At 73.8% G+C, this 25,263-nt stretch carries 19 protein-coding genes; 15 read left to right on the top strand and 4 right to left on the bottom strand.

The genetic code is table 11. The annotated features are described in order from the left end of the window. Window positions 1-75 precede the first annotated feature (75 nt). The 5 genes from putP to EV372_RS09205 all read left to right on the top strand — a co-directional run bounded on the left by putP (window position 76) and on the right by EV372_RS09205 (window position 6,343). Window positions 76-1,638 (top strand): sodium/proline symporter PutP, encoded by a 1,563-nt coding sequence (putP, locus tag EV372_RS09225; RefSeq protein ID WP_130398835.1) that lies wholly within the window; start codon window positions 76-78, stop codon window positions 1,636-1,638. Window positions 1,639-1,762: 124 nt separating this feature from the next. After that, window positions 1,763-2,347 carry a putative glycolipid-binding domain-containing protein gene (locus EV372_RS09220; protein ID WP_130395673.1) on the top strand — a complete coding sequence of 195 codons (585 nt, stop codon included), beginning with the start codon at window positions 1,763-1,765 and terminating at the stop codon, window positions 2,345-2,347. 181 nt (window positions 2,348-2,528) lie between these two features. Beyond that, window positions 2,529-3,359 carry an ammonia-dependent NAD(+) synthetase gene (nadE, locus tag EV372_RS09215; protein ID WP_130395672.1) on the top strand — a complete coding sequence of 277 codons (831 nt, stop codon included), beginning with the start codon at window positions 2,529-2,531 and terminating at the stop codon, window positions 3,357-3,359. A gap of 693 nt (window positions 3,360-4,052) precedes the next feature. Beyond that, a complete protein-coding gene (locus EV372_RS09210; protein ID WP_130395671.1) occupies window positions 4,053-5,381 on the top strand; it encodes an acyltransferase family protein in 1,329 nt (442 codons plus the stop codon). A 101-nt stretch (window positions 5,382-5,482) separates the two neighbouring features. After that, on the top strand, window positions 5,483-6,343 hold the full coding sequence (locus EV372_RS09205) for an alpha/beta fold hydrolase (protein ID WP_130395670.1): 861 nt from the start codon (window positions 5,483-5,485) through the stop codon (window positions 6,341-6,343). Between the two features lie 10 nt (window positions 6,344-6,353). Here EV372_RS09205 and EV372_RS09200 read toward each other — a convergent pair whose 3' ends face one another. Continuing rightward, the gene (locus EV372_RS09200; protein WP_130395669.1) at window positions 6,354-7,193 is read right to left on the bottom strand and encodes an SDR family oxidoreductase; all 840 of its coding nucleotides are present in this window, start codon (window positions 7,191-7,193) and stop codon (window positions 6,354-6,356) included. Between the two features lie 254 nt (window positions 7,194-7,447). Between EV372_RS09200 and EV372_RS09195 the strand changes: the two genes are divergently transcribed. Further along, window positions 7,448-8,731: an AGE family epimerase/isomerase gene (locus EV372_RS09195; protein WP_130395668.1), complete on the top strand. Its 1,284-nt coding sequence runs from the start codon at window positions 7,448-7,450 to the stop codon at window positions 8,729-8,731. Beyond that, complete coding sequence (locus EV372_RS09190) at window positions 8,728-9,774, top strand: carbohydrate kinase family protein (protein WP_130395667.1); 1,047 nt, start codon at window positions 8,728-8,730, stop codon at window positions 9,772-9,774. Before EV372_RS09195 ends, EV372_RS09190 begins: the two co-directional genes overlap by 4 nt. Before the next feature lie 166 nt (window positions 9,775-9,940). On the opposite strand, the gene EV372_RS09185 is transcribed toward EV372_RS09190, so the two are convergent. After that, window positions 9,941-11,113, bottom strand: coding sequence for a carboxylate-amine ligase (locus EV372_RS09185; protein ID WP_130395666.1), 1,173 nt, complete (start codon window positions 11,111-11,113; stop codon window positions 9,941-9,943). Window positions 11,114-11,498: 385 nt separating this feature from the next. Here EV372_RS09185 and EV372_RS09180 point away from each other — a divergent pair, with 385 nt between their 5' ends. The 7 genes from EV372_RS09180 to EV372_RS09150 all read left to right on the top strand — a co-directional run bounded on the left by EV372_RS09180 (window position 11,499) and on the right by EV372_RS09150 (window position 21,537). Further along, window positions 11,499-14,381, top strand: a complete 2,883-nt coding sequence (locus EV372_RS09180; RefSeq protein WP_130398834.1) for a helix-turn-helix transcriptional regulator — start codon at window positions 11,499-11,501, stop codon at window positions 14,379-14,381. Window positions 14,382-14,466: 85 nt separating this feature from the next. Then, entirely contained in the window at window positions 14,467-15,345 is an 879-nt protein-coding gene (locus EV372_RS09175) for an ABC transporter ATP-binding protein (protein WP_130395665.1), read from the top strand. Continuing rightward, on the top strand, window positions 15,342-16,061 hold the full coding sequence (locus EV372_RS09170; RefSeq protein ID WP_130395664.1) for an ABC transporter ATP-binding protein: 720 nt from the start codon (window positions 15,342-15,344) through the stop codon (window positions 16,059-16,061). The genes EV372_RS09175 and EV372_RS09170 overlap by 4 nt, the downstream gene beginning before the upstream one ends. 12 nt (window positions 16,062-16,073) lie before the next feature. Further along, window positions 16,074-16,925: a branched-chain amino acid ABC transporter permease gene (locus tag EV372_RS09165; protein WP_130395663.1), complete on the top strand. Its 852-nt coding sequence runs from the start codon at window positions 16,074-16,076 to the stop codon at window positions 16,923-16,925. Window positions 16,926-16,927: 2 nt separating this feature from the next. Further along, window positions 16,928-18,019: a branched-chain amino acid ABC transporter permease gene (locus EV372_RS09160; protein ID WP_130395662.1), complete on the top strand. Its 1,092-nt coding sequence runs from the start codon at window positions 16,928-16,930 to the stop codon at window positions 18,017-18,019. 64 nt (window positions 18,020-18,083) lie between these two features. Beyond that, window positions 18,084-19,409 carry an ABC transporter substrate-binding protein gene (locus EV372_RS09155; protein ID WP_130395661.1) on the top strand — a complete coding sequence of 442 codons (1,326 nt, stop codon included), beginning with the start codon at window positions 18,084-18,086 and terminating at the stop codon, window positions 19,407-19,409. 823 nt (window positions 19,410-20,232) lie between these two features. Beyond that, window positions 20,233-21,537 (top strand): HNH endonuclease signature motif containing protein, encoded by a 1,305-nt coding sequence (locus tag EV372_RS09150; RefSeq protein WP_130398833.1) that lies wholly within the window; start codon window positions 20,233-20,235, stop codon window positions 21,535-21,537. Window positions 21,538-22,189: 652 nt separating this feature from the next. Here the strand turns inward: EV372_RS09150 and EV372_RS09145 are convergent. After that, on the bottom strand, window positions 22,190-23,125 hold the full coding sequence (locus tag EV372_RS09145) for a poly(ethylene terephthalate) hydrolase family protein (protein WP_130395660.1): 936 nt from the start codon (window positions 23,123-23,125) through the stop codon (window positions 22,190-22,192). 439 nt (window positions 23,126-23,564) lie between these two features. Here EV372_RS09145 and EV372_RS09140 point away from each other — a divergent pair, with 439 nt between their 5' ends. Then, window positions 23,565-23,975 (top strand): ChaB family protein, encoded by a 411-nt coding sequence (locus tag EV372_RS09140; RefSeq protein ID WP_197044385.1) that lies wholly within the window; start codon window positions 23,565-23,567, stop codon window positions 23,973-23,975. 318 nt (window positions 23,976-24,293) lie between these two features. Here the strand turns inward: EV372_RS09140 and EV372_RS09135 are convergent, their stop codons facing one another. Continuing rightward, a complete protein-coding gene (locus tag EV372_RS09135) occupies window positions 24,294-25,148 on the bottom strand; it encodes an SDR family oxidoreductase (protein WP_130395658.1) in 855 nt (284 codons plus the stop codon). Window positions 25,149-25,263: the final 115 nt, after the last annotated feature.

Genomic DNA, 25,263 nt, shown 5'->3' with positions numbered 1-25,263 from the left:
CAATATCCATGAACAGCGCGTAAGGCTCGTGCCCGCGCGCTCAGGAGAAGGGAGGGCAGGGTCTTGGACGAGTCCATGCTCTGGTCCGTCGCGACCTTCGGCGTGTACCTCGCCGCCATGGTGGCCATCGGCCTGTGGGCCTACAAGCGCACCGTCTCGCAGTCGGACTTCGTGCTCGGCGGCAGACAGCTCAACAGCTGGGTGGCGGGCTTGAGCGCCAACGCCAGCGACTTCAGCGGGTGGCTGCTGCTCGGCCTGCCCGGCGCCATCTACGTCTCCGGTCTGGGCGAGGCCTGGATCGCGGTCGGCCTGGCCTGCGGCTTCGCCGGGAGCTGGATCCTCCTCGCGCCCCGCCTGCGCGTGTACACCGAGCGCGTGACCGACGCCCGCTCGGGGGGCGACTCCGACTCCCTCACCCTCTCCTCCTTCCTGGAGAACCGCTTCAACGACCCCACCCGGCTGCTGCGCGGGGTCTCGGCGGTGCTCATCATCGTCTTCTACTTCTTCTACGTCGCCTCCGGGCTCGTCGCCATGGCCGCCCTGTTCGACCAGGTCTTCGGCCTGAGCCCGGGTCCTGCCGTCGCCATCGGGGTGGGCATCGTGGTGCTCTACACCGTGCTCGGCGGCTTCCTCGCCGTATCACTGACCGACGTGGTCCAGGCCGCGATGATGTGGATCGCCCTGCTGGTCGTCCCCGCCATGGCGGTCACCGCGCTCGGCGGCTTCGCCGGGCTGGCCGAGGGCGTGTCCGACAAGAGCGACGGGCTGCTGTCGGCCGTCGGCGGCACCGCCCTGGACGCCGAGCTCGGCCAGTGGGTGAGCACCGACACCCTCGGCTGGGTGGTCATCGTCTCCGGCCTGGCCTGGGGCTTCGGCTACTTCGGCCAGCCGCACATCCTGTCCCGCTACATGGGCATCCGCTCGGTCCGCGACATTCCCAAGGCCGCCACCATCAGCGTCGCCTGGGCGGTCACCGCCATGGCCCTGGCCGTGCTGGTCGGCTTCATCGGCATCGCCTACTTCGACACCCCGCTGGAGAACTCCGAGCAGGTCTTCCCGCTCCTGATCGAGGCCCTGACCCACCCGCTGGTCGCCGGACTGCTGCTCGCCGCCATCCTCGCCGCCGTCATGAGCACCGCCGACTCCCAGCTGCTGGTCGCCGCGTCCGCCCTCACCGAGGACGGCTACCGGGCCTTCGTGGACCGCGACGCCGCCCCCGGGAGGCTGCTGTGGATCAGCCGCGTCACCGTGGTCGCCGTCGCACTGGGCGCCGCGGCCATCGCCCTGTGGGGCGACCAGTCGGTGATGGACCTGGTCGGCTACGCCTGGGCCGGGTTCGGCGCGGGCTTCGGCCCGATCCTGGTGCTCTCCGTGTTCTGGAAGCGCATGAGCTGGTCCGGCGCGCTCGCGGGCATGATCGCGGGCGGCACCACCGCGATCGTGTGGGACATCCTCGACGCCAACTTCTTCGGCACCGGCCTGTACGCCATGGTCCCGGCCGTGGTCCTCAGCGTCGCCGCCATCCTCGTCTTCAACGGCCTGGCCAGGGTCACCCCGCAGATGGAGAGCGACTTCGACCGGGTCGAGGCGGAGATCCGCGGGACCGGCTCCGCCCCGGGAGAGGCCGCACGGGTCTGACCGGCGGCCGTACCGGCGACGGCCGGGGCGGTGACCGCCCCGGCCTCCCCGCCCCCGCCGCGTCCGCGGTGCGGGCCCCGGGGCCGCCCTGGCGCGCCCGACCCCGGAACGGTAGAACGGTGACATGTCGTCACTGACGGAACACCCGGCCGTGTGGGCCCGGACCGACGTCCCCGAGGGGCTCGGGCTGGGCGCGCTCCTCCCCGAGCCCGACGGCTACCGCCTGGAGGCCGGGGAGACCGTCGTCGTGGGCGAGGAGCGGTTCCTCACCCGCTTCAGCGTCCGCGCCGACCTGGCGTGGACGACCCGGCGGGTGTACGCCGAGGTCCTCTCCTCCCAGGGCCTGGAGTCGGTCACGCTCGACGCCCAGGGAGGCCACTGGACCGGGCCCGACGGCGCCCCCCTGCCCGGACTGGTGGGCTGCCTGGACGTGGACGTCGCCGCCACCCCGCTCACCAACACCCTGCCCATCCGCCGCCTCGGCCTGCGCCCGGGCGAGTACCGCGACATCGCGGTGGTCTGGATCGACATCCCCTCCCTGCGGGTGCGCCGGGTCAGGCAGCGCTACACCCGCCACCCCGCCGAGGACGGCCTGGAGCGCTACACCTACCGCGACCCCCTGCACGGCGAGTACCGGCTGTCGGTGGACGGCGACGGCGTGGTCGTCGACTACGAGCGCTTCGCCCGCCGCCTGCGCACGGACGCCTGAGACCGCCCCGAGCCCCGCCCCCGCGCACCCCTCCTCCGCCCGCCCCGCGCTCCCTCCCCCCGGCCCCGGGGCCGCGCCCCTCCACCGCCGCCTCCGGTCCCGGACGCTCCCCGGGCTCGTCCCCGGACGCGGGACAGGCGATAATCGGCGGGCACACGCACCACACCCACGGGGGACCGCAGTGACCGACACCGAGCTGAGCCAGGCCCGTCGCGAGATCATCCGCGACCTCGCAGTGCCCGAGCACTTCGACGCGCGCGTCGAGATCGAACGCCGTGTGGCCTTCCTCGCCGAGCGGCTGATCAGCACCGGCTCCACCGCGCTGGTCCTGGGCATCAGCGGCGGCGTGGACTCGCTCACCGCCGGACGCCTGTGCCGCCTGGCGGTGGACCGGGCCCGCGAGAACGGCCACGAGTGCGAGTACGTCGCCATGCGCCTGCCCTACGGCGAGCAGAAGGACGAGGAGGACGCGGCCCGCTCCGTCGGGTTCACGGCCCCCGAGCGCTGCCTCACCGTGGACGTCGGGCCCGCCAGCGACGCCATGGCCGACTCCCTGGCCGCCGCCGGGATGACCTACGCCAGCGAGTCCTCGGCGGACTTCGTCCTCGGCAACGTCAAGGCGCGGCAGCGGATGATCGCCCAGTACGCGGTCGCGGGCGGCCTGCGCGGACTGGTGGTCGGCACCGACCACGCGGCCGAGGCGGTCACCGGCTTCTTCACCAAGTACGGCGACGGCGGCGCGGACCTCGTGCCGCTGACCGGGCTGACCAAGCGCCGGGTGCGCGCGGTCGCCGCCGAGCTGGGCGCTCCGGAGGACCTGGTGCGCAAGGTGCCCACCGCCGACCTGGAGACGCTCTCCCCGCAGAAGCCGGACGAGGAGGCGCTGGGCCTGACCTACGACCAGATCGACGACTTTCTGGAGGGCCTGCCGGTGCCCGGGCACGTGGAGACCGCGCTGGTCGACCGGTACCGCGTCACCGCCCACAAGCGCGCGCTGCCCACCGCTCCCTGACACCGCGACCGGAGATGCCGCCCGTGTGACGCGAGGGGCTCTGACCCGCGGTGGTCCTGTACCCGCAGCGGGGTTCGACGCTCCGGACCCGCTGCGGGTACAGGACCACGGCGTACGCGGCCGGGCGGGCGGACCGCTCGGTCACAGCGCCGGAGCGGGCCCGCCCGGGGCGCCGGTCCCGCCTCCGCTCAGGGTGTCGGCTCCGCTGACGCCCCAGCCGCCGTTTCCGCTCCTGCCCGGGGCCTCCACGCCGGTGCCGCACGGCCCGACCGCTCCGGACAGCTGTTCCGTCTCCGCACACGGACCTTCCCCAAGGGTTTCGTGCACGCCGTCTCGCGGGGTACCGTGTGCGGGAACTCTCTCGGACTTCCCGGAGCACGTTCGGCGCGTCCGCGCCCTCCGCCGGGGGAGAACGGTCCCCGATCCGCCGTGCGCTGACGCGCGGTGGTGCAGGCACCACCTTCCATGGTCGGGCCAACCGCCCCTCGGAGAGGGGCGCCAGATCCATCGCGGCCACCACCCGGCCGGACCTACTCTCGTTTACCACGCGTCGCCGACAGTTGAGCTGACGCGGCCACGCCACCGGGCGCGTTCGAGAACGCGTCGCCACCCCCTGATCCCGGCCACACGGCCCCCCGCGCACCACCGCGTCCGGGGACGCACACGCGTACGGGGTAGACCAAGGAGCGACCGATGACCGTGACCGTCGAGAACGAAGGCGGAGGCACGTCGTCGGCGTACGCCTCCAGTACCGTCCTCCTGCCCTCTCCGCGGACACCGCGGCCCGGGGCGGGCCGGGACAGGTTCCTGGACGTCATCCGGCTGTTCGTGATGGCCCTGGTGGTCATGCAGCACTGGTGGCTGCCGGTCCTCGTCCACGAGCCCGGGTCCCTCGAGGCGGGCAGCGTCCTGTCCACCGAGGGCGGCTTCGTGCTCACGTGGGTCGTCCAGGTCATGCCGCTGATCTTCTTCGTCGGGGGCGCGGCCAACCTGATCAGCTGGCGCTCGGCCTCGGGCCGGGGCATGTCCGCCTCGGACTGGTTCGCGCGCAGACTGCGCAGACTCGCCTGGCCGGTGGTGCCGCTGGCGGCCCTGTGGATCGTCGCCTCCCACCTGCTGGTCCTGGGCGGCGCACCGGCCCAGGCGGTCCTCGTGGGCGCCGAGGCCGCGGGCATGGTGCTGTGGTTCCTCGCCGTGTACGTGCTGGTGGTCGTGTCCACCCCGCTGCTGTTCCGGGCCCAGGAGCTCTTCGGCTGGTGGGTCCCGATCGCCCTGCTGGCCGCCGCCGCGGCCGTGGACCTGACCCGCTTCTCCACCGGCGCGGACTGGGTCGGCTACCTCAACGTGGCCTTCGTGTGGCTGGGCGTGCACCAGCTGGGGTTCCGCTACGCGACGGGGGCGATCCGCCTGCGCTACGCCGCGGGGATGGTGGCGGGCGGCGCGGCCGCCGCGCTGGCCCTGACGACGTTCGGCCCCTACTCGCTCAACATGACGGGCGTGTTCGCCACGGAGTCCTCCAACGTGTCCCCGCCCACCCTGGTGCTCGCCGCCATGGGCGCGCTGCAGATCGGCGTCGCGGTGCTGCTGCGCGAGCGGATCAGCGCCTGGTCGGAGCGCCCGGGCCCGGCGCGTCTGCTGGACCGGATCTGCCCGCAGCTGATGACGGTCTACCTGTGGCACATGCTGCCGCTCAGCGTGGTGGCGGGCGTGCTGGTGTTCGGGCTGGGGATCGACACCCCCGAGCCGCTGACGGGCCTGTGGGTGCTGTGGGGCGTGCTGGGGCTGGTGGTCCTGGTGCCCCTGATCGTGCCGCTGGCGCACTGGGCGGTGCGGTTCGAGAACCCGCCGAAGGCGCTGAGCGGCTCCCCGGGCATGGTCCGCGTCCTGGCCGCCGCGGCGCTGGTCGGCGGCGGGATGCTGCTGCTGACGGTGTCCGGTCTGGGGCTCGGCATGGGTCCGGTGCTCGGACTGCTCGCGGTGCTGTCGGGCGTGGTGCTGACGCGGGCTCCCCGGAGGAGCTGACCGCCTCGTGCCCGGGCCGGGGCGCCCCCGTTCGCGGCGCCCGCCCCGGTGCCCGCGAGCCCGGGGCGCTAGCGGTCCCCGTATCGGGTAGACCGAAGGACATGGACCCGACACGTATCGCCTTCGAAGAACGGGGGAGCGGCCGCCCCCTGGTCCTCCTCCACGGACTCGGGGACCGCCGCCAGAGCTGGACCGCCGTGATGCGGCGGCTCTCCGCGGACTACCGCGTCATCTGCGTGGACCTGCCGGGGTTCGGCGCCTCACCGGGGCCCGGCCCCGACGAGCCCTACGACGTCCTCACCCTGACCGACGACATCGAGGCGTTCTGCCGCCTGCACGGGCTGGAGCGCCCGCACCTGGCGGGCAACTCGCTCGGCGGGTCGATCGCCCTCGAACTGGGTGTCCGGGGCCTGGCCGCGTCGGTGACGGTGTTCTCCCCGGCGGGGTTCTCCGACAGGATCGCCCGGTGCGCGATACGCGGGGTCGGCGCGCTCTCCCGCCTGGCCGCGCGCGTCCCGATGCCGGTCAAGGAGCGCCTGGCCAACACCGCCCCGGCCAGGACGGCCGCGCGGATCGCGCTGCGCGGCGACCCCTCCTCGCCCGCGGCCAAGGCGACCCGGTTCAGCGTCCGGGGCCTCCAGCACGGCTCGCCCTACATCCGGCTCGTGCCGCGCATCGCCGAGTACGTCTTCACGGCGCGGCCGATCGAGTGCCCGGTCACCATCGCCTGGGGCGACCGCGACCGGACGCTGCTGCCGTCCAGCGCCGCGCACGCCCACCACCGGGTGCCCAACGCGCGCATGGTCTCACTGATCGGCAGCGGGCACATCCCCATGGCCGACGACCCGGTCACGGCCGCCGAGCACGTCCGGTGGACCTGCCGCGCCGCCGACCTGGGGAGCGCCAAGGCCGCCGCGCGCAACGCGGCCGGGCGGGTGGCCAAACCCGGTCCCCGGGACTGAGCCCGGACCCCTAGCAGCTGAAACCGCCGTCGGTGCTGATCACCTGGCCGGTCACCCACGAGGCCTCGTCGGTGGTCAGCCAGGCCAGCAGCCTGGCCGGGTCGTCGGGCAGGCCCACCCGCCCGGCCGGGAAGCCGGGCAGGACGCGGCGCATGAGGTCCTCGTCGATGTAACCGGTCTGCACCGGGCCGGGGTCGACGGCGTTCACGGTGATGCCGCGCGGACCCAGTTCGGCGGCGACGGTCGGGGTGATCTGGGCCAGGACCGCCTTGGCCGACGCGTACGCCACCTCGCCGGGCATCGCCCCGCGGATCTGCCCGGAGGTCATGAACAGCACCCGGCCGCCGGGGCGCCCGTCGTGCCGCGCCGCGAAGGCCTGGGCGAGCAGGATCGGCGCGCGGGCGTCGACCGCCCAGTGCCCGTCGAGCATCTCCAGGGTCACCTCGGCCAGCGTCGCGTCGCCGCCGTTGCGCGCGTGGTTGGCCACCAGGACGTCCAGGTGCCCGAACTCGGCCACGGTCGCCTCCACCACCCGCCGGGGCGCGTCGGGGGCGGCCATGTCCGCGCCGACGTCGGCCACGCGGGCGGCGGGGTCGCCGAGCACCTCGCGCACGCCGTCGAGCACGGCGGTGAGGTCGTCGCTGCCCCAGGGCAGCTCCGCGTCGTGCGGCTGGTGGTGGTGGACCATCACCGAGGCGCCGTACGCGGCGAGGCGGCGGGCGACGGCGTAGCCGATGCCGCCGCGCCTGCTCGCGCCGGTGACCAGGGCGGTCCTGCCGCGCAGGGGCAGGGGGTCGCGGGACAGGGCGTCCCGGTCGGGGTGTTCGGGGGAGGGGCCGGAACGGGTCATGACGGGTCTGCCTTCTGCCGTGGGCGGACGGGGAAGCGGCCCCGCCGCGGGTCCGGGCGGCGCCGGGGCGACTCTGGCAGAAGGGGGTGGGGCGACGCACCCGGTTTTCGGCATCCCCTCCGGAGTCGCGTGTCCGGAATGTTCTGTCCCGGGAGCGATGGTGTGTTCTGTTGACCGGGCTCCCCGGTCTACCGCGGTGTCGCGTTCGCGGGATACCGTGGACCCGCTCACCGACGCCTTGAGGAGGCAGTGGATTGACACCATCGACACGACCGGCCCCGGGCCTGCCCGAGTGGCTGCGCGAGGAGGAGCGGCGGCTGTACGGCTTCGCCGCCGGATCCGCCGTGTCCGACGGCTTCGGCTGGCTCGACGCGGACGGGCGTGTGGAGCGGGACCGGCCCGCCGCCGCCTGGATCACCGCGCGGATGACGCACGTGTTCTCCCTGGCCCACCTGCGGGGGGAGGCCGACGCCGGACGGCTGGCCGACCACGGCGTGGCGGCCCTGGCGACGGGCCCCCTGCGCGACGCCCGGGACGGCGGCTGGTTCGACCGGGTGCCGGACGACACCGGGGGGAACACTTCCCGGGAGCGCTCCCACGAGCTGCCGCGCAAGTCGGCCTACGAGCACGCGTTCGTGGTCCTGGCCGCCTCCAGCGCCACCCTCGCCGGTCGTCCGGGAGCGCGTGAGCTGCTCGACGACGCGCTGCGGGTCGTCGAGGAGCGCTTCTGGGAGGAGTCCGCGGGCGCCCTGCGCGAGAGCTGGGACAGCGGGTGGACCGCCACCGAGGACTACCGGGGCGCCAACAGCAACATGCACGCCGTGGAGGCCTTCCTGGCCGCGGCCGACGCCACCGGCGACGCCGTGTGGGCCCGCCGCGCGCTCTCCATCGCCGAGCGCCTGGTCCACGGTGTGGCCGCCGAGCACGACTGGCGCCTGCCCGAGCACTTCACCTCCGACTGGAAGCCCGTCCCGGACTACAACCGGGACCAGCCCGACCACCCCTTCCGGCCCTTCGGGAGCACCACCGGCCACCTGCTCGAATGGGCGCGCCTGCTGGTCCACCTGGAGGTCGCGCTCAGCCGTGCGGGCGACCCCGTCCCCGCCTGGCTGCGCACCGACGCCGAGGCGCTGTTCGACCACGCCGTCCGGCGCGGCTGGGCCGTCGACGGCGCCGAGGGGTTCGTCTACACCCTCGACTGGCAGGACCGGCCGGTCGTGCGCGAGCGCATGCACTGGGTGGTGGCCGAGGCCGCCATGGCCGCCTGGGCGCTGGGGGAGCACACCGGCGTGGCCTCCTACGCCGACCTGCACGAACGCTGGTGGGCCTACGCCGACCGGTACCACGTGGACCGCGAGCGCGGCAGCTGGCACCACGAGCTGGACCCGGACAACCGCCCGGCCGCGAGCGTGTGGCCGGGCAAGCCGGACGTCTACCACGCCTACCAGGCGGCACTCCTGCCCCAGATCGGGCTGTCGGCCTCCATCGCGGCCGCCCTCCTGCCCGGCACCGACCACGACTCCGGAGGAAACGCGTGACCGCCGACAACACAGGGGACGCGCAGGGCGCCCCGGCCGGAGGGGCCGCGGGGGCCGGAACCTCACCCCGCCTCGTCGTGGTGGGCGAGAACGTCATGGACCTGCTGCCCACGTCCCACGGCCCCGACGTGCTCAAGGCGGCGCCCGGCGGCGGCCCGGCCAACACGGCGGTGGCGGCGGCCCGGCTGGGCACGCCCACCCGGCTGCTCGCGCGGATCGGCGCGGACGGCTTCGGCGAGCTGATCCGCGAGCGCCTGCTCGGGGAAGGGCTGGACCCGGCGGGACTGCTCCCGGCCCGGGAGCCGACGGCGCTGGCCCTGGCCACGCTCGGCCGGGACGGGTCGGCCCGCTACGACTTCCGCATGGACGACGCCGCCGACTGGCGCTGGCGGACGGGGGAGCTGCCCGAGGAGCTGGAACCGGGGGTCCGCGCGCTGCACGCCGCGTCGATAGCGCTGTTCCGCGAGCCCGGAGCCACCCTGATCGAGGCGATGCTGCGCCGCGAGCACGGGCGCGGGCGGGTGACGCTCACCCTGGACCCCAACATCCGCCACGACGTCATCGGCGACCCCGTCACCGCGCGGGCGCTGGCCCTGCGCCACGCCGCGCAGGCGCACCTGGTGAAGGCGAGCGACGAGGACCTGGCGTTCCTGTACCCGGACCTGTCCCCGGTCCGGGCGGCCCACGCCGTCGCCGCGCTGGGCCCGGTGCTGGTGGTGGTGACCATGGGCGCCGACGGGGCCCTGGCGGTCTGCCGGGGCGAGGAGGTGGCGGTGGCCGCGCCCAGGACCGAGGTTGCCGACACCGTGGGCGCGGGCGACTCCTTCATGGGCGCCCTGCTGAACTGGCTGGACCGCCACGACCGGCTGGGGGAGGACCCGCGGGCCCGCCTCGCCGGACTGGACAAGGCGGACCTGGAGGACCTGCTGGGGTTCGCGGTGTCGGTCGCCGCGGTCACGGTGACCCGGGAGGGGGCGAACCCGCCCACCATGGCCGAGGTTGCGGGCGGGGACGGCAGCGCGGAGGAGCTGGCCCGGCGGTAGCCCCGGCCGCCTCCGGGCGCTCCGGGCGGCCTCCGGGAGCGGCTGCCGGAGCCTGGGGCCGGACGCGGGCAGCACGACGTGGGAGGGCCCTGGGGACCCCCCGTATCCAGGAAACCGCGGATCCGGGGCGGGCGGTAGCCCCTGTGGACAACGGCGGCCGCCCGCCTCAGGCGAGGCCCTCCCTCGTCTGGACCACGAGGTGGTCCACCACGTCGGCGAGCCTGCCCCGCCGGGCGTACACCGCGCGCTGGCGGGCGGCCCCGCTCCCGGCCGCGCGCACCCGGTCGAGCAGCGAGGAGGCCAGGTCGGCGTCGCCGTTGGCCAGCAGGCCGGGCAGCGCGGCGTGCAGCAGCCGTTCGGCGGCCGCGTGCCCGGGCAGCGCCTCACCGGTCAGCGGGTCCGGCACCACGCCCTCCAGCCCGTCCCGGGCGGCCCGCCACACGGCGGCCCGCAGCGCCTGGTCGGGGATGGCGGGCGCGGGGACCCCGTAGAGCACGTCGGCGAGCGCACGACTGGTCAGGCCGCGGACCAGCAGGGCCAGCAGCAGCGCCTCCTCGGCGGTGGCGGCCACGTCGCTCACCCGGATCTCCAGCGTGGGCAGGTGGTCGGAGAGGCGGACGTCCCAGTAGACCATCCGCCGGTCCAGGATCGCCCCGGAGTCGGAGAGCGCCCGCACCGCCTGCTCGTGCTCGGCGAGGGAGCGCAGGAAGGGGGGAGGTCCGGCCGAGGGCAGCCGGTTCCAGGCGACCGTGCGCCAGCTGGAGTAGCCGGTGTCGCGTCCGGCGTGGAACGGTGAGTTCGCCGACAGCGCCACCAGGAACGGCAGCCACCGGCGCAGGTGATTGCCCACGGCCACGGCGGTCTCCCGGTCGGGGACGCCCACGTGCACGTGGCAGCCGCACACCACGTGCGACTCGCGCAGCGCGCCGAAGTGCGCGGTGATGTCGGCGTAGCGGCGCCCCTCGCTGGTCCTCACCGAAGCCGGATCGCCCAGGACGGCGGTGCCGGAGGCGACGATGGCGAGCCCGGCCGCGCCCGCGGCGCGGTCCAGTTCCCCGCGCGCCGCGCGCAGGAAGCGCAGGGCCTCGCCCGCGTCGTCGCACACCGGGCTGTTGGCCTCCACCTGCGCGCGGGAGAACTCACCGCACAGGTGGTCGCCCAGGACGCGGGTGTTGGCGAGCACCTCGGGCGCCCGCGACAGGATGAGGCGGGTGCCGGGGTCGACGACGAAGAACTCCTCCTCGACGCCGAAGGTCGGGGGCACGGTGCGGTTGCCGGTGCGGGTGCCGGCGGACACCGGCCGCCGCGTGTCGTGTGCTGCCGTGGAGCGGTTCTCCATGGGCGTCGGTCCCTCCCTGCCGTAGGGGCGCTCCCTCACGGGGCGTCCCGGACTGGATATCCCCGTCGGGGGCGGTCGCGACAGTGTCCTGAAGAAGATAAAAAGCTATCCATGTGATCTTTTGTCCCGTTTGCCGGTATCGCGGGTGTGCCGTTGTGCGCACGTTACGGCTTGATAACCCTGCTCCCGGCCCGCGTGGGAGCAGGGGCGGCGCCGGGCCCCCTCGGGAGGGTGAGCCCCGTCACTTTTCTCGGCCACGGAAGCCCAGGTGGGCACCGCGATACCCTGCCCGCGCACCCGTCCCGTGGGTACCGCGAGTACCCCAACCCAGGCCCGTCACGCACGTCGCGTGCGACTCCGGGTGAGCATCGGTGAAACGACCAGTGTGGTCGCCCGCACCTGCCGCGTCGGGGGCCCGCTGTGCGAATGTGTGCACGTGGCTGGCAGGAACACACAACCCCCCGTCACCCGCCTCCGGGGTCGCGACACGGAGCAGCGGGCCCTCTCCGACGCCCTGGACGACGCTCGGTCCCGCCGGGGCGCCTCCCTGCTCCTCTCCGGAGGCCCCGGGCGCGGCAAGACGGCGCTCCTGGAGCACCTGCGCGGGTCCGCGGGTGGTTTCACCGTGCTCCGCGCGGACGGGGTCGCCGACGAGGCGGACCTGCCCCTGGCCGGGCTCCAGCGCCTCCTCCGCCCCCTCGCGGAGGAGACCGAGCGCCTTCCCGAGCTCCGGCGCGGCCTGCTCCGCGACGCCCTGACCCGGGGAGCGGTCGCCGACGCCGACCGGCTCGCCCTCTACACCGGCCTGGTCGAACTGCTCTCCCGCGCCGCGGCCGACCGCCCCCTCCTGCTGTGCGTGGACGACGCCGACCGGCTCGACGCGCCCTCGCTGGACGCCCTGGCCTTCGTCGCACGGCGCCTCGCCGGAACCCCCGTCGCCGCCGTCCTCACCGCGCGCGAGGGCCGAGGCAAGCCCGCCGGGGCCCGCGTGCCCGAGGCCGACGCCGAACCCCCTCCCGACGCCCTCGTCCCCGGTGTCACCGAACTCCCGCTCGCACCGCTGGAGGAGCGGGCGGTCCACGACATCCTCACCGACAGGGCCCCGGTCACCCCGGCCTCCGCCGTGCGCGCCGCCCTGGTCCGCGCCGCCCACGGCAACCCCGCCGCCGTCCTCGGTCACCTGCGGGGGCTGTCCCGGGCCCAGCTCCTGGGCGAGGAACCCCTCCCCGAGCCGCCGCGCCTGCCCGGCCGCCTGCGCGCCGGCTTCCTCGCCCCCTACCGCGATCTCCCCGAGCGGACCCGCTGTCTGCTGCTGCTCGCCGCCCTCGGCGACGGGCCCCGCGTCCACCGGCTGCTGGAGGCCTGCGAGGAGGCCGGACCGAGCGCCAGCGGCCCCGGACCGACCGTCACCGACCTCGAACCGGCGGAGGAGCGCGGCCTGGTGCGGGTGGAGGGCGACACCGTCGTCTTCGCCGACCCCCTGACACGCGAGGCCATCGCCCAGGACGCCCCCGCCGGGCGGCTGCGCGCCGCGCACCGGGCCCTGGCCCGCGCCTGCGACCCCGAACTCTCGCCCGCGGAGTTCGTCCGCCACACCGCCTCGGGGGCCGACGCGCCCGACGCCGGGCTCGCCGAAGCCGCGACCGCCGCCGCCCGGCGCGTCAAGCGGGTCGAGGGCCGCCTCGCCGCCTCCCACGCCTACGAGCGCGCGGCCGACCTGTGCCCCGACCCCGACGAGCGCGCCTGCCGACTGAACACGGCCTCCTACGAGGCCTACATGGCCGGGAGCTCGGCGCGCGCCACCCGGCTGCTCGCGCGGGCGCGGCCCCTGGCGGTGACGGACCGGCGGCGGGCGACCTCCGACCTCATCGACGCCCAGATCGCCATGCGCGGCGAGAACGCCATGGACGTCGCCGAACGCCTGCTCACCGTCGGCCGCGAACTCATCCCCCACGACCGCTTCCTGGCCCTGCGCGCCCTCGTGCGCTCGGCCGACGCCGCCTCCCTGGCCGGGGACGCCGCCCGCCACGGCCGGGCCGCCGAACTGGCCCTGCCCCTGGTCCGCCCGGACGACCCGGCGCCGATGCGCATGGTCGCCTCCTTCCTGGAGGGGTGCGCGGTCTCCTTCCGCGGCGACTACCCCGGCTCCACCCCGCTGCTGCGCGAGGCCACCGGACTGGCCGCGATCGCCAAGCCCTCCGAGCTGGTCTGGGCGGGCATCAGCGGCCTGCGCCTGGGCGACGCGCCGTTCGTGCGCTCGGTGACCTCGCGCGCCGTCGAGGTCGGCCGCCTGCGGGGCGAACGGGCCACCCTGCCCGCCGCGCTGGGCTTCCTGGTCTTCTCCGAGTTCTGGAGCGGGCGCTTCCCCTCGGCCGCAGGGACCGCCCTGAACGGCCTGCGGGTCTCCCGCGAGACCGGCCAGACCGTGTGGGCCACCCAGCACCTGGCGTCCCTGGCGATGATCGCCGCCATCCAGGGCGACGTGGACACCTGCCGCATCCGGGCGCGCGCGGTCGCCGCCCAGGCGGGGGAGAACAGCCTCGGCCTGGCCGCCGCCCTGTCGGCGTGGGCGCTGGCCGTCCTGGAGCTGTCCCGGGGCAACGCCGCGGAGGCGTTCTTCCGGCTGCGCGCCCTGGTCCACGCCGCCCCCGGGCACGGCCACCCCACCATGCGGCTGCTCACCGCCCCGCACTTCGTGGAGGCGGCGACCCGCATGGGCGAGACCGAGTGGGCGCGCACCTCCCTGGCCGGGTACCGGCGCTGGGCCGAGGCGGTGGGCAGTCCGAGCACGCTGGCGCTGGCCGCCCGGGGCTCGGGCCTGCTGGCCTCGGGCGACGAGGCCTGCGACCACTTCGAGAACGCGCTGGCCCTGCACCGGGCCTGCGGCGACGACGACGTCGAGCACGCGCGCACCCAGCTGCTGTTCGGCGCCCACCTGCGCCGGGCCCGCCTGCCCGGCCGGGCCCGCGAGCACCTGTACAACGCGCTGGAGTCCTTCGAACGCTTCGGGGCGCGGCTGTGGGTGCGCCAGACCCGCGCCGAGCTGCGCGCGATCGGGACCGCCGAACGCGGCCCCGACCCCGTCTCCACCAGCGAGCTGACCGCGCAACAGCAGCAGATCGCCCGGCTGGTCGCCGAAGGGGCCACCAACCGCGAGGTGGCCGCCCACATGTTCATCAGCCCCCGCACGGTCGAGCACCACCTGCGCGGCATCTTCCGCAAGCTCAACATCAGGTCCCGCGTGGACCTGGCCCGCCTGTTCAACTGACCCCGGGCCGACGGTCGAGGCGCCGCCGGACACCTCCCTCATACCAACTGGTCGGTACGCCTCCGGTCGAAGAGAAAGGCAGCCCATGACGACGACCGCAACGGAGCACCTCCTGAGCGCTGACGGGGTGACCGTGCGCTTCGGGGGCCTCACCGCGCTCGACGGCGTAGGACTCCGGGTCGCGCCCGGGTCCGTCGTCGGCCTCATCGGCCCCAACGGGGCGGGCAAGACCACCCTGTTCAACGTCCTGTCCGGCGTCCTGCGCCCCACCGCCGGGACCATCACCTGGAAGGGCGCACCGCCGCCCGGCCGCCGCCCCCACCACCTCGCCCGCGCCGGCATCGCCCGGACCTTCCAGGGCCTCAACCTCTTCCCGATGATGACGGTCCTGGACAACGTCGTCGCCGGGGCCGACCGCCTCGCCACCGGAGGCCCGTTCTCACTGCTCACCGGGCTGGGACGGCACCACCGCGACGAACGTGAGCTGCGCGGGCGCGCCCTGGCAGCCCTGGAGCGCTTCGGGGTCGCCGAGCACGCCCACCGGCTGCCCGCCACCCTGCCCTACGGCGTGCAGAAGCAGGTCGCCCTCGCGCGCGCCTGCGTCAGCGAACCCGAACTCCTCCTGCTCGACGAACCCGCCAGCGGGCTGTCCGGGGCGCAGATCGACGCCCTCGCCGACCGGATCCGCGGCTTCAGCCGGGACATGGCCGTCGTCCTCGTCGAGCACCACATGGACCTGGTCATGCGGGTCTGCGACCACATCGTCGTGCTGAACTTCGGCCGGGTCATCTCCACCGGCACCCCCGCCGAGGTCCAGGCCGACCCCCTCGTCACCCAGGCCTACCTCGGCACCCCCGCGGACGTACCCGGCCGGGACACGGGAACCCCGGCCCGGGGCACGGCCGCCGCCCCCACGGACACCCCCGCCGCCGGTCCCGGCGACGCGAACGGAGCCGCCCGATGACCGCCCCTCCCCTGCTGACCGTCGAGGAGCTCAGCGCCTCCTACGGAGCCGTCCGCGCCCTGGACCGCGTGTCCCTCACCGTCCCCGCCAAGGGCGTGTGCGCCGTCCTCGGCGCCAACGGAGCGGGCAAGACCACCCTGCTGCGCACCATCACCGGCCTCCACCCGGCCGCCTCCGGGCGCGTCCTGCTCGACGGCGAGGACATCACCCGCCTGCCCGCGGAGAAGGTCATCACCCGCGGCCTCGCCCACGTCCCCGAGGGCGGCGGCGTCATCGCCGAACTCACCGTCGAGGAGAACCTGCGCCTGGGCGGGCTGTGGCGGTCCGACCGCCGCCGCGACTCCGCCATGGGCGAGGTCCTGGAGCTCTTCCCGCCCCTGGCCGAGCGGCGCGCCAGGCCCGCCAGCACCCTCTCCGGGGGCGAGCGCCAGATGCTCGCCATCGGCCGCGCCCTCATGGCCAGGCCCCGGGTGCTGCTGCTCGACGAGCCCTCGCTGGGCCTCGCGCCCCTGGTCACCAGGCAGATCTTCACCCTCCTGCGCGACCTGCGCGACCGCACCGGGCTCACCGTCGTCCTGGTCGAGCAGAACGCGGCCGGGGCGCTGTCGGTCACCGAGACCGGGTTCGTCCTCAACCAGGGGCGCGTCGCGGTCGGGGGCGCCTCCGCCGACCTGCTCTCCGACGACCGCACGCGCCACGCCTACCTGGGCTTTTAGAGGAGTCCCCGCATGACCCACTTCATCAACCTGACTCTCAACGGGCTGGCGTCCGGGGCGGCCTACGCGGCGCTGGCGCTGTCCCTGGTGATCATCTACCAGGCCACCCGCCTGGTGAACTTCGCCCAGCCCGCGCTCGCCCTGGTCGCGGTCTACACGGCCTACACCGTCACCCAGCTCACCGGCTCGTACTGGCTCGGCTTCGCCGCCGCGCTCACCGCGGGCCTGGCCGCGGGCGCGCTGGTCGAGCGGTTCGTCATCCGGCCCATCGCCCGCGTCTCCCAGCTCAACGCCATCATCGTCACCCTCGGCCTCCTCCTGGTCGTCCAGGGGCTGGTCGGGATGGTCTGGGGCAACGAGCAGCACGGGTTCGGCTACGCGTTCAGCTACGTCGGCCGCTTCTCGCCCGCCAACGCGTTCGCCCTGGTGTCGGTCGGGGCCGTCGCGCTGCTGCTGTTCGCCCTGTACCGGTTCACCCCCCTGGGCCTGCGCATGCGCGCCGCAGCCTTCCACCCCGAGGCCGCCCGGCTCAGCGGCGTGCGGGTGGGCCTGATGCTCACCGCGGGGTGGGCGATCGCCTCCTTCATCGGCGCCCTGGCGGGCATGCTCGCCGGACCGCCGTTCATCTCCCCGAACGTGTTCGACGTCGTGTTCGTCTACGGCATCACCGCCGCCGTCATCGGCGGCCTGGACAACCCGTTCGGCGCCGTCCTCGGGGGGATGCTCATCGGCCTCGGTATGTCCTACGTGTCCGGCTACGCCGGGCCCGAGCTGGCCACCCTCGCCGCCCTCGTCATCGTCGTCGCGGTGCTGAGCGTGCGCCCCGACGGCATCCTGTCCCGCCCGGCCGCGCGAAAGGTGTAGCGATGCCCTCACCCACCCGGCAGCGCGCGGAGCGCGCCGCCGCCCCCCACCCCCCGAACCCGTCCGCCGCCTCCGGCGGCCGGTGGCGCGCCCTGCCCGCGCCGCTGCGCCACCTGCTCCTGGCCGCGCTCGGCCTCGCCGCCGTCACCGCGCTGCTGCTGGCCACCGGAGACCTCACCGCGCTGCGTGTGGCCGCCGTCGGCTACACCATGCTGGCCGTCGCCGGGCTGCAACTGCTCGTCGGCGGCAGCGGCCAGGTGTCCCTCGGCCACGGCGCGTTCATGATGATCGGCGCCTACACGATGGCTCTGCTGGTCCTGTACCAGCCCATGCTCCCCCTGGCGGTGAACCTGCTGCTCATCGTGGGGGTCTCCGCCGTCGCCGGGATCGCGGTCGGCGCGGCCACGGCACGCCTGCACGGCCCCTACCTGGCGGGGGCCACCCTCATCCTCGCGGTCGGCCTGCCCGGGCTGACCCACCGCTACCACGAGCTCCTCGGCGGCAGCAACGGCCTCAACATCCGCACGGCGGGCGCGCCGCCCCTCCTCCAGGGCCTGGTCACCGACAGCGAGTGGAAGGCCCTGGTCGTGTGGACCGCCGTGGTGATCGGCCTGGCCGTGCTGGCCACCGTCTCCACCGGCCGCCTGGGCCGCCGCATGCGCGCCATCCGCGACGACGAGACCGCGGCCGCCATGGCCGGGATCCCGGTCGGCACGACGAAGGTGGTCGCGTTCGTCATCGCCTCGGCGGCGGGCGGCCTCGCGGGCGGACTCCAGGCCTACGTGCTCGGCACCGCGACCCCCAGCACCTTCACCCTCGCGCTGTCGCTGACCCTGCTCGCCGCCCTCGTCCTGGGCGGCATCGGCAGCCTGTGGGGCGCGCTGTGGGCCGCGGTCGCCATCGTCTACCTGGAGGTCTGGGTCTCCGACCTGGCCGGAACCCTGGGCCTGAGCCGCGACGCGGAGAACAACCTCCCGATCGTGTTCTTCGGCGTCGTCCTCATCCTCGTCCTGCGCTTCTGGCCCCTGGGCGTCCACGGCGCGCTCCAGCGCCTGACCGCACGCCTCGGACCCGCCGGGTCCGGACCCCGCTAGTCGGTGCCGGGGCGCCCGCCCGCCCGGCACCGCTCCACCCCCACCCCCCGAGAAGGAGAACCCCATGCGCAACCGCAGCGGAACCCGGGCCGCCCTGGCGGCCTCCCTGGCCCTGACGATGCTGGCGACGGCCTGCACCGGCGCCGGTGAGGTCACCGAGGGCGCCGAGGTCGACCTGAACGTCTCCACCGGCGTCACCGACGACGCCGTCGTCATCGGCTCCCACCAGCCCCTGACCGGGCCCGCGGCCCCCGGCTACCTCGCGGTCTCCCAGGGCGCCCGCGCCGTGTTCGAGTACGTCAACGCCCAGGGCGGCGTGAACGGGCGCGAGATCGACTACCGGGTCGAGGACGACGCCTACGACCCCGCGCGGACGATCGACGTGACCCGGCAGCTGGTCATCGAGGACGAGGTCTTCGCGATGGTGGGCGGTCTGGGCACGCCCACGCACAGCAGCGTCCTCGACTACCTCAACGAGGAGGGCGTGCCCGACGTCTTCCCGTCCTCGGGCGCCCTGGCGTGGAACAACCCCGACGAACACCCGCTGACCTACGGCTGGCAGACCGACTACACCAAGGAGGCGAAGATCCAGGGCGAGTACATCGCGGCGAACTTCCCCGACCAGAGCGTCGGCTACCTGTTCCAGAACGACGACGTCGGCGAGGACTCCCAGACCGGGCTCGACCAGTACCTCGGCGACGAGGTCGTGGCCCGGGAGCACTACGAGTCCGAGGTGCCCGACCTCAGCGCCCAGATCGCCGAACTGGAGCGCACCGGGGCCGAGGTGGTCGTGTGCTCCTGCATCCCGGCGTTCGTCGCGCTCGGCATGCTGGAGGCGGCCAGCATCGGCTACGAGCCCCAGTGGGTGGTCTCCAGCATCGGCGGCGACACCGCCACCCTCCAGGGCCTGCTGGCGGAGTTCACGCAGGACACCGACGCCGAGGGCGTGCCCGCCGACGCCTTCCTCGAAGGCATGCTCATCACGAGCTACATGCCGCGCGTGGAGGACGAGGACGACGAGTGGGCCCAGTTCTTCATCGACGTGTACGAGGAGTACGGCGAGGGCGGCACGATCACCAACACGCACGTCTTCGGCATGACCCAGGCCGTCATGTTCGCCCAGGCGCTCAGGTCGGCGGGCGAGGACCTCACCCGCCAGTCGCTCGTCGACGCCCTGGAGTCCCAGGAGTGGCAGGGGCCCAGCCCCGTCCCCTTCGCCTCCGGTGACGGCGACCACGGCGGCCACCAGGGCGTCTACGTCGTCCGGTACGAGTCGGGCGGCAGCATCGAGATGGTCCAGGAGCCCCGTGTGACCGACCGCGAGGGCGGCCCCATCGAGGAGACCGACTTCACGGCCCTCGGCCCGGACGAGCTGCCCTTCCACGACTGAGCTCGGGTGGGCCCGGATGGGTTCGGACGGGCTCGGGTGGGTTCGGAGGGACTCGGATGGGTCCGGAGGAACTCGGAGGGACTCGGAGGAACTCGGATGGGTTCGGAGGAGCTCGGACGGGTTCGGAGAGCGGTGGTCCCCGGGGGTCTGTGGTCTCCGCGAGTGGATGGTCACCGCGGGTCGGTGGTCTCCAGGAGTGGGGCGGTCTTCGTAAGGCCGCGTTTTCCACAGGCGCGCATCGGGGCTGGTCGCGGGTGGGGTGGCGATGGTTTCCTGGAAATAGGGGGGATCCCACCCACGGAGGTTTTGGTGTGCCCTTAAGCGCCCCGTACCCAACGGGGATAATGAATTGAGGGGTAGGGAGGGGCCGTCTTCAGGGCCCCTCCCTACGCCATTCCTGCTGGGGGTTGCTGGCGGCAACGAAAGCGCGCCAGCTGCCGCGAAGTGGAATGATCTTCGGCAAACGGCTGGCGTTGGGTGGGGGTAGAGGCGGCCGACGAACAGCCGCACCAAAGGCGGGAGCGGCCACCGGAGGGCGACCAACGCCCGGGGTGTAGGGGTGGTCGGGCTCTGCGACGTCGGCACCAACGACAAGCGGGCCTTCCACCCTCAGGCACCGACCCCGGCCCCTGGGGTTGGGGCGGCTGGCGGTGACACCAACGGCGAGTTCCCGTTCTGGACGCTCGTTTTCGGACACCTTTTGAGTCCGCCTTAAATGTGGCCACCCAATCAAGTGAAGTCCTCGGAAGAAAGGCGTCTAATTCGGGGCTGTGAATAGTGGAGAAAGGGCGGGTGCTGGCCTATAATAAGAAGTATGGAGATGATGATCGCAGCGCCCAAAGCGGCCCCCGGGGAATGTTCCCCGGCCGTGGCCGCGCTGGCCGGTGCGCGCGAGATCATCCACCAGGCGTTGAATACCGAGGTGCCGCCCGGGGCGGACGAGCGTGCGGCTGAGGAGGTCGCGGCGCTGTGGGCGCAGTTGGACCAGCTCCGCTACCAGGCGCTCGCGCGGATGGCGCGCCTGTACGCGCGCGGTGAGGTGGCCCGCTACAGCGGCTATTCCACGCTGGACAAGTGGCTGGTGCACCACGGAAAAATGCCCACCTCCCAGGCCAAGGACCTGGCCCGTCTGGCCCAACACGTGCACCAGGAAACTCTGCCCGCCACGCTGGAAGCGGTGGAGGAGGGTGCTCTGGCCTTGGGTGAGGCGGTGGCGATCGCCAAGGCCACCGACAAGGCCGTCCAGGCCCGGGACGAGGACCATTTTCCCGATCAGGTGGAGTACCGGCAGGGGTTCGAAGCGGCGCTGGTGGCGGCCAAGCAGGAGCGGCCCGCGTTGTCGGTCAACCAGCTCCAGTCAGTGGCCCGCCAGGTCGCTTACCGCTTGGACCCCCACCGGTTGGACCGTGACCACGAAGCTGCTCACGCCGCCCGTGGCTTGGTCGTGCATGACACCTTCCAGGGCAGCTACCAACTCCAATCTTGGGGAGGCAGCGGGGATGCGTTGATCATGCGCGCGGCCATCGACACCTTCACCACCCCGCCCAGCGAGGGTGACACCCGGTCCCGGTCCCAGCGTGAACACGACGCGCTCATCGCCGCGCTGCGCTTCGCCACCACCCACACCGGATGCGACAACACTCCGGCTCCGTTGGCGCAGATCCGCATCGTCGTGCCCGTGGAAACCTACCTGGACGCCCAGGGTCAGGAGGTTCCGGCGTTGGACGAGCACGGTCGGGTGATTCCGGTCGGGCTGGTCCACGAACTGGCCGCTGACTCTGAGGTGGTGCGGATGCTCACCGCCCCGCCCACCGGACAGGTCCTGGACGTGGGCCACAGCCGCCGCCTGGCCTCAGCCCGCCAGCGCACCGCCGCTTTCCACGGGCACAGCACGTGCGCCCACCCGGGCGGATGCGAAGTACCGGTCGCCCTCTGCCAGGCCGACCACGTCACCTCCTTCTCCCGGGGCGGGCGCACGGTGGTGGCCAATCTGCAACCGTTGTGTGGGCCGCACAACCGGGCCAAGTACCAACGCGAACTCCGCACACACCACCACCCAGGACGGGACCGGGGACGGGGAGGAGACCATCCGCCCGGCAGGGACCCGGATCCGCCACCGCGCACATGACCCCCGGGCTGCGCGGAGCCCCGGTATGCCCGCACCCGGCAAGCGGCCCGGGCCCCGCGCTCACCGTGGTCGCTGCCTCCGTCGCCTGCCCCCGCCACGGGGGCCGGTACCGCTGCTCGGAGCCCGACAGTCCCGCTGCCTTTGGTGCCGACGCAGCAGAGCCCGACCAGGTGCGAACAGCAAGCGTTGGTCGCCCTCCCAGGGCACTACGCGGCAGCTGGTGCCGCCGCCTCCCGCCACCACCAACGGGTGGAGCGTTGAGCGGAGTCCCCGGACACCCACCGCCTTTGGTGCCACCGCAGCAGAGTCCCACCACGTGCGAATAGCAAGCGTTGGTCGCCCTCCCAGGCCACTGCGCGGCAGCTGGTGACGCTACCTCCCGCCACCACCCACAACCAGGGCGTTGAACGGCGCCCCCAGGTGCCCACCGCCTTTGGCGCCGAGCCGCCGCCGACGCCGACGCCGCCACCACCCTCGGCTTGGGCGTTGACCGGAGCCCGCGGGCGGTATCCCCGTCCGTGGTCGTCGGTGAGGACGGCCCCCTGCCCGGGCACACGGGGGCGGCGGCCCGGGGGAGCGTTCGCCGAGCCGCCGCCGTGTCACGGTTCCGGAGGCCGCGGGGCCGGAGCGGCCCCGCGGCGCCGGTGCGGGATCAGGTGATGTGCGGGCAGGAGTCCCGGTAGTCCGAGAAGTCGGAGAAGAACCCGGTGTCGGGCGGCGGGCACAGGAACTGCTCGTAGCGCTCGTCCTCGTCGACGAAGCGCTTGAGCCAGGAGATGCTGTACCTGGCGATGATCGTGTTGGAGAGGTTGGGCGCGAAGTGGCTCGCCCCCTCCAGTTCCAGGTAGGCGCGCTCCAGGTCCCTGTCCAGGCTCTCGTAGAACGGGATGGAGTGCGATCTGACCGATGCGACGCTGTCGTTCTCCGCGCCGATGATCATCGTGGGCACCTCGACGTCCGACCAGTCCTTCTGGAGGTGCCAGGGGGTCAGCGGGATCGCCGCGCGCAGCTCCGGCCGGTCCTCGGCGGCCGCGAGCGAGCCGCCTCCGCCCATCGAGTGGCCCATGACGGCCAGGCGGTCGCCGTCCACCCGGTCGGACACGTCGCTGTCGTCGACCAGGTAGTCCAGGGCGGCCTCGATCTGGCGTCCCCGGCTGTCGGGCTGGTCGTAGCGGGTGTTGGTGTCGATCGTGAAGACCACGAAGCCCTGCGAGGCGATCCGGTGGCCCATCCACGCCATCGAGGACTGGCTCGCCGTGTAGCCGGGCGCGACGACGACGCCGCCGAACGTTCCCTCACGGGTGTCGGTGGGGTAGTAGATCGTGCCGCCGCCGAACCCGCTCACCAGCGAGGACACGCTCTCTTCGTCGGTGTCGAAGTAGCCCTCCTCGGCGGTGACGCTCGACTCGGTCGGCGCGGGGCCGCGCTCGTACGGGTTGGCGGCCTGGGCCGGGGAGACGACGACGCCGGTCAGCCCGGCGGTGAGCGCCAGGGTCATACCCGCGCGGGCGGCGAACCGGGCCACGCGGGAGCGGGGGCCGTGTTGTGCGCCGTCGGTCTCTTCGGGGGAAAGGGGGTATGTTCGCACGGTTTTTCCTTTTTCTCGTGCAGCGGGAATCCGCGCACCTCGCGGTGTTCGCGGACCAAGGGTCTCCCGTGGGGGGAAAGCCGACATTACCGCAAGGTAACCTCACGGGTACCCGCAGTGGTCGGCGGTGGCCGCCCCGCCTCTCGGTGGCGGAGTGAGGGGGCCGGGTGGCCGGCTCCCTTCGGCCGTGGGTTCACTATGGTGTCGTTTCGGTAAACGTGCATCCGTAGAATCACCAGTAGTGACGGAGCCCAGCTCGCGGGGGGAGAGGGGGACGTGTGGCCACCCGGTGACCCGGGTGCGCTCGTGGTGCCCCCGGGGCACCGGCTCCCGTGGCACCGGCGTCCCGACCCCTCGCCGCGCCGGTGGGACGCGGTGTTTCGGCGTTCCCTCCCCGGGCAGGCGGACCGTGTAGGCGCACGACGAGGGAGTGATGACCATGCCCGGTGCAAGCGAACTTCCGTCGACCCTCCAGCGGTCCCCGAAGAAGGCCCAGCGCACCTGGATCAAGGCGCACGACTCCGCTGTGGAGGAGTACGGGGAGGGCGAGCGCGCACACCGCGTCGCCTTCGCGGCGGTCAAGCACGAGTTCGAGAAACAGGGCGACCGCTGGGTGCCCAAGCAGCGCTCGGGCCCCTCGGACGAGCAGGCGTCCAACCCCAAGGCCGCGCGCGGACGCGGCGAGGACAAGAAGACCGCCGGGGGAGTGGACGCCAACGCCAGCAAGGAGCACCTCTACGAGCAGGCGAAGAAGTTCGGCGTCCAGGGGCGCTCGAACATGAACAAGGACCAGCTGGTCGAGGCGCTGCGCAAGGAGAACGACCGGCGCACCGCCAAGGCGCGCTCCTGAGGCCACCCCGGTCGGACGCGCCGTCGGCCCATCCCAGGAAGCCCCTCCCGAGCTCCGTCCGGGAGGGGCTTCCTGCTGTGTCGGGGAGGTACACGTCGTGAAGGCACGGGCGGGGAGGGTGGCCGGGCCAACTGGGTCAGCCGGGCCAGCCGGGCCAACTGGGTCAACTGGGTCAGCCGGGCGGGCGATCCTGGCGCCCGCGGCTCCCCGGGCTCGCGGCCGCCTCCCCCGGCCGCCCGCGCGGAGGGCCGCGCGTCCCGGCCTGCGCCGCCGGGCGCGGGAGGGGACGGGAAGCGCGGCCCCGCCCCCTCCCCCGGCTCAGCTCGCCTGGATCTCCCCGCCGGTCGGGGCCAGCGTCTCGCCGGTGTAGTACGACGACAGCCGACCGCTGGCGAAGAAGACGTAGGAGGGCGCGATCTCGTCCGGATCCGCGGCCCGGCCCATGGGCGACTGCTGGCCGAAGCCCTCCGCGCCCTTCTCCCCGAGCGTGGAGGGGATGAGCGGCGTCCACACCGGCCCGGGCGCCACGCAGTTGACCCGGATGCCCCGGTCCATGAGCGTCTGCGCCAGCGAGTTCGACAGGTTCATCACCGCGGCCTTGCTCGACGCGTAGTCGATCAGCGACTTGTTGCCGCGCAGGCCGTTGACGGACCCCGTGATGATGATCGACCCGCCCTCGGGGATGTGCTTCAGCGCCTCGCGGACGGTCCAGAACACCCCCATCACGTTGACGTCGAACGTGCGGCGCAGCTGCTCGGTGCTCAGGTCGGTGAAGTCGTCCACCGGTGCCTGGGTCGCGGCGTGCTCGACCAGGATGTCGATCCCGCCCAGCTCCTCGACCGCGCGGTTCACCAAGTGGGCGCAGAAGGCCTCGTCGGCCAGGTCGCCGCGTACGCCCACCGCCTTGCGCCCCTGCTCCTGGACCAGCCCCACCGTGTGCTGGGCGTCGGCGTCCTCGCTGAGGTAGCCGAAGACGACGTCGGCCCCCTCCTTGGCGAAGGCCACGGCGACGGCGCGGCCGATCCCGGAGTCGGCCCCGGTGATCAGCGCCCGCTTCCCCTTCAGCAGGCCGCGGCCCTCGTAGCCGCGCATCTCGTCCCTGGGCTGCGGATCCATCGGCTCGGTCCGGCCGGGGTGGGGCTGGCTCTGCGCCGGAGGCGAAGTCTCGGACATGGTCGTCTCCCCCTGTCGTTTCGGTTCCGCGGGTCCGGCCCGGAATCCCTCCGGGGCGTCCCGCGCTGTGCGCCCGGGCGAGCCCGGGCGGTCCTTCCGCGTGCCCGCCCCTACC

The sequence above is a fragment of the Nocardiopsis sp. CNZ308 genome, from assembly GCF_004217075.1.
Note: the sequence above shows the minus strand (reverse complement) of the source record. Positions and strands in the feature narration are given on the sequence as shown.